At 33.8% G+C, this 14631-nt stretch carries 12 protein-coding genes; 2 read left to right on the forward strand and 10 right to left on the reverse strand.

Going from position 1 to position 14631, the window contains the following annotated elements:
* On the reverse strand, positions 1-623 hold a 623-nt coding region (locus tag AAC024_RS14345; protein ID WP_339896187.1), incomplete at its 3' end, for a hypothetical protein.
* 113 nt (positions 624-736) lie between these two features.
* Between AAC024_RS14345 and AAC024_RS14350 the strand changes: the two genes are divergently transcribed.
* Positions 737-2326: a peptide chain release factor 3 gene (locus AAC024_RS14350; RefSeq protein WP_339896188.1), complete on the forward strand. Its 1590-nt coding sequence runs from the start codon at positions 737-739 to the stop codon at positions 2324-2326.
* A 119-nt stretch (positions 2327-2445) separates the two neighbouring features.
* The gene (locus AAC024_RS14355; RefSeq protein ID WP_339896189.1) at positions 2446-2673 is read left to right on the forward strand and encodes a (4Fe-4S)-binding protein; all 228 of its coding nucleotides are present in this window, start codon (positions 2446-2448) and stop codon (positions 2671-2673) included.
* Positions 2674-2714: 41 nt separating this feature from the next.
* Here AAC024_RS14355 and AAC024_RS14360 read toward each other — a convergent pair whose 3' ends face one another.
* The 9 genes from AAC024_RS14360 to secE form a co-directional block, all read right to left on the reverse strand.
* Positions 2715-3035, reverse strand: a complete 321-nt coding sequence (locus AAC024_RS14360; RefSeq protein ID WP_339896190.1) for a DUF3467 domain-containing protein — start codon at positions 3033-3035, stop codon at positions 2715-2717.
* A 185-nt stretch (positions 3036-3220) separates the two neighbouring features.
* Positions 3221-7522, reverse strand: a complete 4302-nt coding sequence (gene rpoC / locus AAC024_RS14365) for a DNA-directed RNA polymerase subunit beta' (RefSeq protein WP_339896191.1) — start codon at positions 7520-7522, stop codon at positions 3221-3223.
* A gap of 83 nt (positions 7523-7605) precedes the next feature.
* Positions 7606-11418, reverse strand: a complete 3813-nt coding sequence (rpoB, locus tag AAC024_RS14370; RefSeq protein ID WP_339896192.1) for a DNA-directed RNA polymerase subunit beta — start codon at positions 11416-11418, stop codon at positions 7606-7608.
* A gap of 189 nt (positions 11419-11607) precedes the next feature.
* A complete protein-coding gene (rplL, locus tag AAC024_RS14375) occupies positions 11608-11979 on the reverse strand; it encodes a 50S ribosomal protein L7/L12 (RefSeq protein ID WP_339896193.1) in 372 nt (123 codons plus the stop codon).
* A 62-nt stretch (positions 11980-12041) separates the two neighbouring features.
* Positions 12042-12563, reverse strand: coding sequence for a 50S ribosomal protein L10 (gene rplJ, locus AAC024_RS14380; protein ID WP_339896194.1), 522 nt, complete (start codon positions 12561-12563; stop codon positions 12042-12044).
* A 19-nt stretch (positions 12564-12582) separates the two neighbouring features.
* Positions 12583-13272 (reverse strand): 50S ribosomal protein L1, encoded by a 690-nt coding sequence (rplA, locus tag AAC024_RS14385; protein WP_339896195.1) that lies wholly within the window; start codon positions 13270-13272, stop codon positions 12583-12585.
* Between the two features lie 20 nt (positions 13273-13292).
* Positions 13293-13730, reverse strand: coding sequence for a 50S ribosomal protein L11 (gene rplK, locus AAC024_RS14390; protein ID WP_339896196.1), 438 nt, complete (start codon positions 13728-13730; stop codon positions 13293-13295).
* Positions 13731-13801: 71 nt separating this feature from the next.
* On the reverse strand, positions 13802-14356 hold the full coding sequence (nusG, locus tag AAC024_RS14395) for a transcription termination/antitermination protein NusG (RefSeq protein WP_339896197.1): 555 nt from the start codon (positions 14354-14356) through the stop codon (positions 13802-13804).
* 11 nt (positions 14357-14367) lie between these two features.
* Positions 14368-14565, reverse strand: coding sequence for a preprotein translocase subunit SecE (gene secE / locus AAC024_RS14400; protein ID WP_298346448.1), 198 nt, complete (start codon positions 14563-14565; stop codon positions 14368-14370).
* Between the last annotated feature and the right edge of the window lie 66 nt (positions 14566-14631).

Consider the following 14631-nt stretch of genomic DNA (forward strand, 5'->3'; position numbering starts at 1 on the left):
CATAAATGATACAAAAAAGCTATAACTAATTCATTGTCATTAAGTTGTTTTGATTTTTCAAGACTTTCTAAACATAAAGACTTTCCTTTTTCGACATCATTTTGTATTTGATATAAAACTATTTGATGTATCCCTGCAAGTAACTTTGCTTTAATAAAATTGACATCGTTATTATCAAACTTATCTATATAATTATCTAGTTTTGATTGTTCTATATTTGCTTCTTCAATAGTTACTTCGTCTCTTAGCTTTGAAATTTGCAACCATTTAATTTTTACGAAATCATATACTAAACTATCAGGATAATCAGGAACTTTTATTAAATTAATAAAATTAGAAACGTCGATATAGTCTATATCTGATCTATTACCTAGATTAGAAATAAAATCATAATAATCTTTATAATTAGGCTTCCCTTTAGTCATTCTATCTAAAGATTTTAAATAAAGACTTAATGGTTTTTTAGAAAGATAAAATGAGGCAGAATCTAATTTTTTACTTAAAATATAATCTTCAATTTTATTAATAAAAGACACATTATCATCTTTCGATTGCCCGTAAATGCACATTGTTACAAACAATTGCAGGACTATAATTACAACAGCCTTTTTTATATACTTCATAGAGCGTAAATATATAGATGTTTGTTAAACTAGAAAAAATAAAAAGCACTAAGATTGGCTATTTTAATTGAAGTTAATAATAGTATCTTTGCAACCCATTTGCATAAACATTTATGAGTTTTTTAAAAGAAATACAACGCAGACGTACCTTTGGTATCATATCACACCCCGATGCCGGTAAAACCACTTTAACAGAAAAACTACTTCTTTTTGGTGGCGCCATACAAGAAGCAGGTGCTGTAAAAAGTAATAAAATAAAGAAAGGTGCTACAAGTGATTTTATGGAAATAGAACGCCAACGTGGAATATCTGTTGCGACTTCTGTTTTAGCTTTTGAATACGATGGCATTAAAATAAACATTCTTGATACACCTGGGCATAAAGATTTTGCTGAAGATACCTTTAGAACATTAACTGCTGTTGATAGCGTTATAGTTGTTATTGATGTTGCAAAAGGTGTTGAGGAGCAAACTGAAAAACTAGTTGAAGTTTGTAGAATGCGAAATATTCCTATGATAGTATTCATTAATAAAATGGATAGAGAAGGAAAAGATGCTTTTGATTTACTTGATGAAGTAGAGCAAAAATTAGGACTTAAAGTGGTGCCGCTTAGTTTTCCAATTGGGATGGGCTATGATTTTAAAGGCATTTACAATCTTTGGGAAAAAAACATCAATCTTTTTAGTGGTGATAGCAGAAAGGATATAGAAGAAACTATCGAGGTTAGTGACCTAACCTCTCCAAAGTTAGATGAATTAATTGGCGCTGATGCTGCAAATACGTTACGCGAAGAAATAGAGTTAGTAGAAGGTATTTATCCAGATTTTAGTAAAGAAGCCTACTTAAACGGACATCAGCAACCCGTGTTTTTTGGCTCAGCTTTAAATAACTTTGGTGTTAGGGAGTTACTGGATTGCTTTGTAGAAATTGCACCTAAACCAAGACCAAAACAAAGTGAAGAACGTTTAGTTGACCCTAAAGAAGATAAATTTACGGGCTTTGTATTTAAAATCCATGCTAATATGGATCCAAATCATAGAAACCGTTTAGCTTTTGTTAAGATTGTTTCTGGTGAATTTAAACGTAATGCGCCATACTTACATGTTAGGCATAATAAAAAAGTGAAATTTTCCAGTCCTAATGCTTTTTTTGCTGAAAAGAAAGAAATAGTGGATATCTCCTATCCTGGTGATATTGTTGGTTTGCAAGACACCGGAACATTTAAAATTGGCGATACTTTAACTGAAGGTGAAATTCTAAATTATAAAGGTGTTCCTAGTTTTTCGCCAGAACATTTTAGATACATCAATAATGCCGATCCTTTAAAATCTAAACAACTATCAAAAGGTATAGATCAATTAATGGATGAAGGTGTTGCACAATTATTTACATTAGAACTTAACGGAAGAAAAGTTATAGGTACTGTTGGAGCCTTACAATATGAAGTGATTCAATATCGATTAGAACATGAATATGGTGCTAAATGTACTTACGATAACTTAAACGTACATAAAGCCTGCTGGGTAGATCCTACAGAATCTAAAACAGATGAGTATAAAGAGTTTGTGAGAGTTAAACAACGTTTTTTAGCTAAAGACAAACAAAACCAATTGGTGTTTTTAGCAGATTCTCCTTTTTCTTTGCAAATGACACAACAGAAATATCCGAATATAAAACTTCATTTTACTTCAGAATTTGATTAAATCTATACGTATTTCATCTATTAACAAGTTAAAAGATGTTTTTCAACGAATATTTTTATAGTAAAATGATCTGTTTTCTACATTTAGAATAGATTATAACCCCAAATAATGATCTACTTATGGAAACTACTGCTAATATTTTCAGTAATTTAGAAATTACTGTAACCTACAAACCTTGTGTATGCATTAATGCTGAGCGCTGTGCAAGAGAACTTTCAGATGTATTTAGACATTCAATTATTCCTTGGATTTACCTCGATGGTGCAACAACAAAAGAAATCAAGAGACAAATACAAAAATGCCCTTCTGGTGCATTACAGTTTTACCCTAATAAAGAAGTGGCTTAAAAATAAAAAACCTTTGAAAATTATTTTCAAAGGTTTTTTATTTATGCTTGACCAGTTGGCCCAAAATTTAATGGGATTGGAGGTTGCTCATAATCTTTTATCTTTCCATGAGCCTTTTCAAATCTAGTTATATTTTCAGCCAATGCTTTTTGTAAACGCTTAGCATGTTGAGGCGTTAAAATAATTCTAGACTTTACCTTATTCTTCGGAACCCCAGGCATAATATTTACAAAGTCCACAACAAATTCAGAAACCGAATGGTTTATAATAGCTAGATTGGAATAGGTGCCTTCAGCTACTTTCTCATCAAGTTCAATATTAATCTGTCCTTGCTTTTGGTTGTCTTTTTCGTTTGCTGCCATTGAAAATTATATTTTTCACTTCCACGAAGGTGGAAATCTTATTTATTAATCATTTTTAAAATAAAAAGTCCTAACTATATTATTAGCAGGACTTTTTATTATTATTTAAACAGATCCCCACCTGCGTGGGATAAATTCGACTTACAAGTTTTAATACCCTTTCGGCTATTAAAACTTGAGTCTTATTAATTGTAATTTAACTCTTGTTTAACTTGCATCATTTCGTCAAACTCTTCTTTAGAGCCAACAATGATATCAGTATAATTTCTCATACCTGTACCTGCTGGAATTCTATGACCAACAATTACATTTTCCTTCAAGCCTTCTAAAGTATCCACTTTCCCTGCCACAGCAGCTTCATTAAGTACTTTAGTAGTTTCTTGGAACGATGCTGCAGATATAAACGACTTGGTTTGAAGTGATGCTCTTGTAATACCTTGAAGTATTGGTGTAGCAGTTGCAGGTTGTGCATCTCTAGCTACTACAAGTTGCTTATCTTCTCTACGTATAATTGAATTTTCATCTCTTAAATCACGAGGTGAAATAATTTGTCCCGCTTTTAGATTTGTTGAATCTCCAGCGTCTTCAATAACTTTCATTCCGAAGATTTCATCATTTTCTTTTATGAAATCAGATTTATGAGCTAATTGATCTTCTAGGAAAATGGTATCACCAGAATCAATAATTCTAACTTTACGCATCATCTGTCTAACAACTACTTCAAAGTGCTTATCATTAATCTTCACACCTTGCAAACGATATACTTCCTGTACTTCGTTAACTAAGTATTGTTGAACAGCTGAAGGGCCTTTGATATTCAAAATATCGTTAGGCGTAATAGAACCATCAGATAATGGCATACCTGCTTTAACATAATCATTTTCTTGTACAAGAATTTGATTAGATAATTTCACTAAGTATTTCTTAATATCACCTGTTTTAGACTCTATAATAATCTCACGATTACCTCTCTTAATTTTCCCGAAAGATACCACACCATCAATAGCACTAACAACTGCTGGGTTAGATGGGTTACGTGCTTCAAATAATTCTGTTACACGAGGTAAACCACCCGTAATATCACCTGCTTTAGCAGATTTACGAGGAATTTTAACTAATATTTTACCAATATTAACCTTTTCTCCATCATCAATCATTAGGTGAGCTCCAACTGGTAAGTTGTAAGAACGAATTGTTTCACCTTTAGCGTCTTCAATATGAAGCGTTGGAATAAGTTTTTTGTTTCTAGATTCAGAAATTACTTTTTCTTGGAAACCTGTTTGTTCATCAATTTCAACTTGATATGTAATTCCTTGCTCGATATTTTCATACTTCACTTTTCCAGCAAATTCTGAAATAATTACACCATTATATGGATCCCAAGTACAAACAACATCAGCTTTCTTCAATGCATCACCGTTCTTAACAAGAATAGTTGAACCGTAAGGGATGTTATTAGTACTTAAAACAATACCTGTTTTCTTATCTGTAAGTTTAAGTTCAGATGTTCTAGAAATAACGATATCAACATCATTTCCTTCATTATCTTTACCTTTAACTGTTTTTAAATCTTCAATTTCAGCAATACCATCAAACTTGACAGCAAATTTGTTATCCTCAGAAATGTTACCAGCAATACCACCTACGTGGAATGTACGTAATGTAAGCTGCGTACCAGGTTCACCAATAGATTGTGCAGCAACTACACCAACAGCTTCACCTCGTTGTACCATTTTGCCAGTAGCTAAGTTTCTACCGTAGCATTTAGCACAAATACCTTTTAAGGCTTCACAAGTTAATGCTGAACGCACGTCTAAACTATCAATTGGAGATGCTTCAATTGCCTTAGCAACATCATCTTCAATTAATTGACCAGCCGAAACTAATAGTTCATCAGTCAATGGATTATGAACCTCATTTAATGATACACGACCAACGATTCTTTCCTCTAAAGTTTCAACAACTTCATCATTTTTCTTCAATGCCTCAACTTCAACACCTCTTAATGTACCACAATCTTCAGTATTGACAATCACATCTTGAGATACATCAACTAAACGACGTGTTAAATACCCTGCATCGGCAGTTTTAAGAGCCGTATCTGCAAGACCTTTACGCGCACCGTGAGTAGAGATAAAGTATTCTAAAATTGATAAACCTTCTTTGAAGTTAGAAAGAATTGGGTTTTCAATAATTTCGCCACCACCCGCGTTAGATTTTTTAGGTTTCGCCATTAATCCACGCATACCTGTTAACTGACGAATCTGTTCTTTAGATCCACGAGCTCCAGAGTCAAGCATCATAAACACCGAGTTAAATCCTTGCTGATCTTCTCTAATACGTTTCATTGACAATTCTGTCAATTCAGCATTTGTAGAAGTCCAGATATCAATTACTTGATTGTAACGCTCGTTATTAGTAATAAGCCCCATGTTATAATTTCCAGTAATACCGTCAACCAAACCATTAGCTTTATCAATCATACTCTGCTTTTCTGGTGGAATAATAATATCACCTAAACTGAATGATAATCCACCTTGAAATGCAAATTTAAAACCTAAAGTTCTAATAGCATCAAGGAAATCAGCACATTCAGGAACTGATGTTACTTTAAGAATATCACCAATAATATCTCTTAAGGACTTTTTAGTCAATACTTGATTGATATATCCAGCTGCCTCAGGTACATGTTGGTTAAATAATACTCTTCCAACTGTAGTTTCAACAATCATTCTATCAAGCTTGCCATCTTCATTAATATCGATAGTTCTAACTTTGATACCTGCATTCAAATCAACTTTCTTCTCATTGAAAGCAATTTCCACTTCCTCTGGAGAATAAAAAGTTAATCCTTCTCCTTTAACCTTTACATCTGCGGTAGAAGTACGTAACTTAGTCATATAATAAAGACCAAGTACCATATCTTGAGAAGGTACCGTTACCGGTGCTCCATTCGCTGGGTTTAAGATATTATGAGATGCCAACATTAATAGTTGACATTCTAAAATAGCTTCTGGTCCTAATGGTAAGTGAACCGCCATCTGGTCACCATCAAAATCGGCATTAAATGCTGTACATACTAATGGGTGTAATTGAATTGCTTTCCCTTCAATTAATTTTGGTTGGAATGCTTGTATACCCAAACGGTGTAATGTAGGCGCACGGTTTAGTAATACTGGATGTCCTTTAAGAACATTTTCCAAGATATCCCAAACCACAGGTTCTCTTTTATCTATAATTTTCTTTGCAGATTTTACTGTCTTTACAATCCCTCTTTCAATTAATTTTCTAATTACAAAAGGTTTGTATAATTCGGCTGCCATATTTTTTGGAATACCACATTCGAATAACTTTAATTCAGGCCCAACAACAATTACCGAACGCGCTGAATAGTCAACACGCTTACCAAGTAAGTTTTGACGGAAACGTCCTTGCTTACCTTTAAGTGAATCTGATAATGATTTTAATGGTCGGTTTGAATCTGTTTTTACAGCAGATGATTTACGTGTGTTATCAAATAATGAATCTACTGATTCTTGTAACATACGTTTTTCATTACGTAAAATAACTTCTGGTGCTTTTATTTCAACCAATCTTTTAAGACGGTTGTTACGGATAATTACACGACGGTATAAATCATTTAAATCAGACGTTGCAAAACGACCACCATCTAATGGTACTAACGGACGTAATTCTGGTGGAATAATTGGCACCACCTTCATAATCATCCACTCTGGTCTGTTTTCTCTATTCTCATTCGATTTACTTAAAGATTCAACAACTTGTAAACGCTTTAAAGCTTCAGTTTTACGTTGTTTCGACGTTTCTGTATTTGCTTTATGGCGTAGTTCGTATGATAAAGCCTCTAAATCAATTCTTGATAATAATTCAATTAAACACTCAGCACCCATTTTAGCTAAAAACTTGTTTGGGTCCTCATCATCTAAATACTGATTATCTTGAGGAAGTGATTCTAAAACATTTAGGTATTCTTCTTCAGTAAGGAAATCCATTTTTTGTAATGGCTCTCCTTCTTCATTTTTAGCATTACCTGGTTGAATTACTACATAACGTTCGTAGTAAATAATCATGTCTAATTTCTTGGATGGTAAGCCTAATAAATAACCTATTTTATTTGGTAACGAACGGAAGTACCAGATATGAGCTACAGGAACCACTAAATTAATGTGTCCTACTCTATCACGACGTACTTTCTTTTCTGTTACTTCTACACCACAACGGTCACAAACAATACCTTTGTAGCGAATTCTTTTATATTTACCACAAGCACACTCATAATCCTTTACAGGACCAAAAATACGCTCACAGAACAAACCATCACGTTCAGGTTTGTGTGTTCGATAATTGATAGTTTCTGGTTTTAAAACTTCACCTCTAGACTCTGCTAAAATAGATTCTGGTGATGCTAAACCAATTGAGATTTTATTAAATCTCTTAACTGTATTTTTATCTTGTTTTCTTGCCATTTTCTTAAGTTTTCAGTCTTCAGTCTCAGTATTCAGTATCAAGCATAAACTGCTAACTGGACACTGCGACTGCCCACTATTTTTTACTCCTCTAATCTGATGTCTAAACCTAAACCTTTCAATTCGTGCATAAGTACGTTGAAAGATTCTGGTAAACCTGGATCTGGCATTGGCTCACCTTTTACGATTGCTTCGTAAGTTTTGGCTCTACCAATTACATCATCAGATTTTACAGTTAAGATCTCGCGTAAAGTACTTGATGCTCCATAAGCCTCAAGTGCCCATACTTCCATCTCACCAAAACGCTGACCACCAAATTGTGCTTTACCACCTAAAGGTTGTTGCGTAATTAATGAGTAAGGTCCAATAGAACGCGCGTGCATTTTATCATCAACCATATGTCCTAGTTTCAGCATGTAAATCACACCAACTGTTGCTGGTTGATCGAAACGTGCTCCTGTTCCACCATCATATAAATAAGTATGACCATATCTTGGGATTCCAGCTTCATCTGTGAATTCATTAATTTGATCTATTGTTGCACCATCAAAAATTGGCGTTGCATATTTACGATCTAATTTTTGACCTGCCCATCCTAATACCGTTTCATAAATCTGACCGATGTTCATACGAGATGGCACACCAAGCGGATTTAATACAATATCAACAGGAGTTCCATCTTCTAAGAATGGCATATCTTCTTGACGAACAATACGTGCAACAATACCTTTGTTACCGTGACGTCCTGCCATTTTATCACCAACTTTAAGTTTACGTTTCTTTGCGATATAAACTTTAGCTAATTTGATAATACCTGCTGGTAATTCATCACCTACAGAGATTGTAAACTTCTCACGACGTAAAGAACCTTGTAAATCGTTTTCTTTAATCTTATAGTTATGAATTAAATCGGCTACCAATTTATTTGTATGCGTATCAGTAGTCCACTTTCCAGAAACTAAATGCGCATAATCATCAACAGCATTTAACATTTTAAGCGTGAATTTTTTACCTTTTGGTAATACTTCTTCACCTAAATCATTAAAAATACCTTGAGCTGTTTTACCATTTACAATAGCAAATAATTTTTCAACTAAAACATCTTTTAATTCATCAAATTTTCTGTCGTACTGAGCTTCTAATGCTAAGATATCATCTTTATCTTGTGCTCTCTTACGTTTATCTTTTACTGCTCTAGCAAATAATTTCTTTTCAATAACAACACCATGTAATGAAGGTGAGGCTTTTAAAGAAGCATCTTTTACATCACCTGCTTTATCACCAAAGATGGCACGTAATAATTTTTCTTCAGGTGTTGGATCAGATTCTCCTTTAGGAGTAATCTTACCAATAAGAATATCACCAGGTTTAACCTCGGCACCAACGCGAATCATTCCGTTTTCATCTAAGTCTTTAGTAGCCTCTTCAGAAACATTAGGAATATCATTAGTTAGCTCTTCATTACCTAGTTTTGTATCTCTTACATCTAAAGAATACTCATCTATATGAATAGATGTAAATATATCTTCACGTACAACCTTTTCAGAAATTACAATCGCATCCTCAAAGTTATACCCTTTCCAAGGCATAAAGGCTACTTTCATATTTCTACCTAAAGCGAGTTCTCCTTTTTGTGTAGCATAACCTTCACATAAAACTTGACCTTTAGTTACTTTATTACCTTTAACTACTATTGGCTTAAGGTTGATAGAAGTACCTTGATTGGTTTTTCTAAATTTCACTAATTGATATGTTTTAATATCGCTATCAAAACTTACTTTAGCTTCATCATCAGTACGTTCGTATCTAATTTTTATCTCGTTAGCATCAACATAAAGTACTTCTCCAGGGCCTTCAGCATTAATTAATACTCTAGAATCTGAAGCTACTTGACGTTCTAAACCTGTTCCTACAATTGGTGCTTGAGGTAATAATAATGGAACCGCTTGACGCATCATGTTAGATCCCATCAATGCTCTATTCGCATCATCATGTTCTAAGAACGGAATTAATGAAGCCGAAATAGATGAAATCTGGTTAGGCGCTACATCTGTATAATGTAATTCATTAGGATCAATTACAGGGAAATCACCTTCCATTCTCGCAATTACCTTTTCATGTAAAATTTTACCATTGTCATCAACTTTAACAGTTGCCTGAGCAATTAATTTATCTTCTTCCTCTTCTGCACTTAAATAAATAGGCTCATTTTTAATATCAACAACACCATCAGTTACTTTTCTATAAGGAGTCTCAATGAATCCCATGGAATTCACTTTAGCAAATACAGAAAGTGAAGAAATCAAACCAATATTTGGTCCCTCAGGTGTTTCAATAGGACATAAACGTCCGTAGTGTGTATAGTGAACATCACGTACCTCAAAACCTGCTCTTTCTCTTGATAAACCTCCAGGTCCAAGAGCTGACAAACGACGCTTATGCGTAATTTCAGCTAATGGATTGGTTTGATCCATAAATTGAGATAACTGATTGGTACCAAAGAATGAATTAATTACAGACGATAAGGTCTTCGCATTAATCAAATCAATTGGTGTAAATACTTCGTTATCACGAACGTTCATACGCTCACGAATAGTACGTGCCATACGTGCCAAACCAACACCAAATTGCGATGATAATTGCTCTCCTACAGTACGTACACGACGGTTAGATAAGTGGTCAATATCATCAATCTCTGCTTTTGAGTTTATAAGCTCGATTAAGTATTTTATAATGGTAATGATATCTTCTTTAGTAAGCACTTGCTTATCCATTCCAATATCTAAACCTAATTTTTTGTTCATTCTATAACGACCCACTTCTCCTAAAGAGTAACGTTGGTCTGAAAAGAATAATTTATCTATAATACCACGTGCTGTTTCCTCATCTGGCGGCTCAGCATTTCGTAATTGTCTATAAATATGCTCAACAGCCTCTTTTTCTGAGTTTGTTGGATCTTTTTGAAGTGTGTTATGGATAATCGCATAATCGCCTTGTTCTGCACTTTCTTTATGTAAAAGAATAGTTTTAACATCAGCTTCAAGAATTTCTTCAATATTTTCTTTATCGATAACCGTATCACGATCAAGCACAATTTCATTACGCTCTATTGATACTACTTCACCAGTATCTTCATCAACAAAATCCTCATGCCATGTATTCAATACACGTGCAGCTAATTTTCTTCCTACATATTTCTTTAATCCAGATTTTGAAACTTTAACTTCTTCTGCTAAGTCAAAAATCTCTAAAATATCTTTATCACGTTCAAAACCAATAGCTCTGAACAATGTTGTAACAGGTAATTTTTTCTTTCTATCAATGTAAGCATACATTACCTGGTTAATATCGGTAGCAAACTCAATCCAAGATCCCTTAAATGGAATAACTCTTGCTGAATATAATTTTGTTCCATTTGCATGGAAAGATTGTCCAAAGAATACTCCTGGTGAACGGTGTAATTGAGATACAACGACACGCTCTGCACCGTTGATACAAAATGTACCAGAAGGCGTCATGTAAGGTATAGTTCCTAAGTACACATCTTGAACAATGGTCTCGAAATCCTCATGTTCAGGGTCTGTACAATATAACTTTAACCTAGCTTTTAGCGGAACGCTGTAAGTAAGACCTCTTTCAATACACTCTTCAATAGCATATCTTGGTGGATCTACGAAGTAATCTAAAAACTCTAAAACGAATTGATTACGAGAATCTGTAATTGGAAAGTTTTCCATGAAGGTATTATAAAGACCTTCATCTCCTCTTTCTTCAGATTTTGTTTCTAATTGGAAAAAATCCTGGAAGGATTTAATCTGAATATCCAAGAAATCTGGGTATTCTGTCTTATTTACAATAGACGAGAAATTTAATCTTTCAGCTTGTGTTGATAACATCAATGGACGGAATTATGATTAAAAAAATAATGATAGTGCTTTAAAACACTAATTAAACTGCGAAAAACAATTCAATTATAATGAGCTGTTTTGTAATACATTTGGTATACATAGTATTATACGCAAAATGGTCTAGGTCTGATAGCACATGCTTCAGACCTAAACCTTTATGTTCTTGAGTTGTACAGCTTACTTAAGCTCAACCTCTGCTCCAGCTTCTTCTAAAGATGTTTTTAAAGCTTCAGCTTCATCTTTAGACACACCTTCTTTGATAGCACTTGGTGCATCATCCACTAAACCTTTAGCTTCTTTTAATCCTAAACCAGTTAATTCTTTAACTAATTTAACAACAGCTAATTTAGAACCACCTGCTGCTTTTAAAATAACATCAAATTCAGTTTGAGCTTCTTCAGCTTCTCCACCTCCAGCGGGACCAGCAACAGCAACTGCAGCAGCAGCAGGCTCGATACCATACTCATCTTTTAATATAGTTGCTAACTCATTTACCTCTTTTACAGTAAGGTTAACTAATTGTTCTGCGAAATCTTTTAAATCTGCCATTTTTCTATCGTTTTAATAATTTTGTAATAATATATTTATAATAAAGTGCGTACTATTTAATACTATCCTTGTTTTTCAGATAGTGTTTTAAGAATTCCAGCTATGGTTCCTCCACCTGATTTAAGTGCAGAAATAACATTTTTAGCAGGAGATTGTAATAATCCTATAATTTCTCCAATCAATTCTTCTTTAGACTTGATATCAACTAACATGTCTAATTGTTCGTCGCCAATGTAAACTGCTTCCTCAATAAAAGCTCCTTTTAATAAAGGTTTTTCAGATTTTTTACGGAACGTTTTAATTAACTTAGCTGGTGCATTACCTGTTTCAGAATACATTACTGATGTATTTCCTTTTAAAACAGATGCAAGATCTCCAAATTCTCTATCTGAAGCCTCCATTGCTTTTGCAAGTAATGTATTTTTAACAACTGCCATTTGCACGTTTGCTTTAAAAGCAGCACGACGCAAATTTGAAGTAGTTCCTGCATTTAATCCTGAAATATCTGCTAAATAGATATTTGCATTATTAGTTAAATCTGCAGTTAACTCCTCAATTACTAATGATTTTTCTTCTCTTGTCATAATAAAAGTTTTAACTTAATTAACCAATTTTTGGATCAATAGCTAAACTTGGGCTCATTGTAGAAGACATAAATATGCTTTTTACATAAATTCCCTTAGCCGTTGTCGGTTTTAGTTTCATTATAGTTGTTAATAATTCATTTGCGTTACCCGCAATTTTATCAGCACTAAATGATGCTTTTCCAATTGCAGCGTGTACAATACCAGTTTTATCAACTTTAAAATCAATTTTACCAGCTTTTACTTCAGTTACTGCTTTAGCAACATCCATAGTTACCGTACCTGTTTTTGGGTTAGGCATTAAACCTCTCGGTCCTAATACACGTCCTAAAGGACCCAATTTACCCATAACACTTGGCATAGTAACAATAACATCAACGTCTGTCCACCCCCCCTTGATTTTATCAAGGTATTCGTCTAAACCAACGTAATCAGCACCAGCTTCTTTAGCTTCTGCTTCTTTATCTGGTGTTACTAATGCTAATACTTTCATGTCTTTACCAGTACCGTGTGGTAAAGAAACCACACCTCTTACCATCTGATTAGCTTTACGAGGATCTACTCCTAAACGTATAGCCAAATCAATTGATGAGTCGAACTTAGTATTGGTAATCTCTTTTATTAATGCTGATGCTTCATCAACAGAATAGATTTTACCTTTTTCAATTTTTGCTAAAGCCTCTTTTTGCTTTTTTGTTAATCTTGCCATTTTCTAATGTCTTTAATAGATTAATTAGGGAATTGCCCTGTTACGGTTATTCCCATCGATCTTGCTGTACCAGCAACCATTTTCATAGCAGACCCAATAGTAAATGCATTTAAATCTACCATTTTGTCTTCTGCGATGGTTTTAACCTGATCCCAAGATACTTTAGCTACTTTTTTTCGGTTTGGCTCTCCAGAACCCTTCTTCACTTTTGCAGCTTCTAATAATTGAACTGCTGCTGGTGGAGTTTTAATTACAAAGTCGAATGATTTGTCTTTGTAAACAGATATAACCACTGGTAAAACTTTACCTGGTTTATCTTGGGTTCTGGCATTGAATTGCTTACAGAACTCCATGATGTTAACACCTGCAGCTCCTAAAGCGGGTCCAACCGGTGGCGATGGATTCGCAGCACCTCCCCGAACTTGTAACTTAACTACTTTACCTAATTCTTTTGCCATTTTTAATAATTTAATTTTTGATGTTATCTCTCAATTGGAAGCGAAAGACTCATCTATCTAATGTAACACTATTATACTTTTTCAACTTGCATATAACTCAGTTCTAATGGTGTTTTTCTTCCAAAAATTTTAACCATCACTTCAAGTTTACGCTTTTCTTCATTTATATTTTCAACGGTACCATCAAATCCATTAAACGGCCCATCTATAACTTTAACAGTTTCTCCTTTAGTAAAAGGAATAGCTACATTAGCACTCTCTTCTACAGATAATTCATCTACTTTACCTAACATTCTGTTTACTTCAGATTGTCTTAATGGCACAGGATCACCACCTTTTGTTTCACCCAAAAATCCGATGACATTAGTAACCGATCTTATAATATGAGGAACTTCTCCAGTTAAATTAGCTTGAATCATTATATAACCTGGAAAAAAAGTTTTTTCTTTTTGTATCTTTTTTCCGTTACGTATTTGAATCACTTTCTCTGTTGGTACAAGTACTTGATCAACATAATCTTGTAAACCTAAACGTTCGATTTCTCTCTCAATATAGGCTTTGATTTTGTTTTCTTGACCGCTTACTGCACGAACAACATACCATTTTTTTTTGCTTACTTCAGACATAAATTTTGTTTTTAACCGTTAATCCATTGAAAGTAAGCTGCAATAACTTTACTGAAAACTGTATCTACACCCCAAATAGCAAGGGAAAATATAATAGAGAATACAGCAACCAAAACTGTTAAACTTTGTGCTTCTGCCCATGTAGGCCATGTCACATTATTCTTTAGTTCTCCGAATGATTCTTTTATATAATTTACAATTCCTGCCATGTTATATTTTCTTTTTAATCTAAATTGAAATAGTAGTCAATTTCGTATTGCACGGGTTGAGAGGCT

This window comes from uncultured Algibacter sp., assembly GCF_963976535.1.
In the GTDB taxonomy this organism is placed as follows: Bacteria; Bacteroidota; Bacteroidia; order Flavobacteriales; family Flavobacteriaceae; genus Algibacter_B.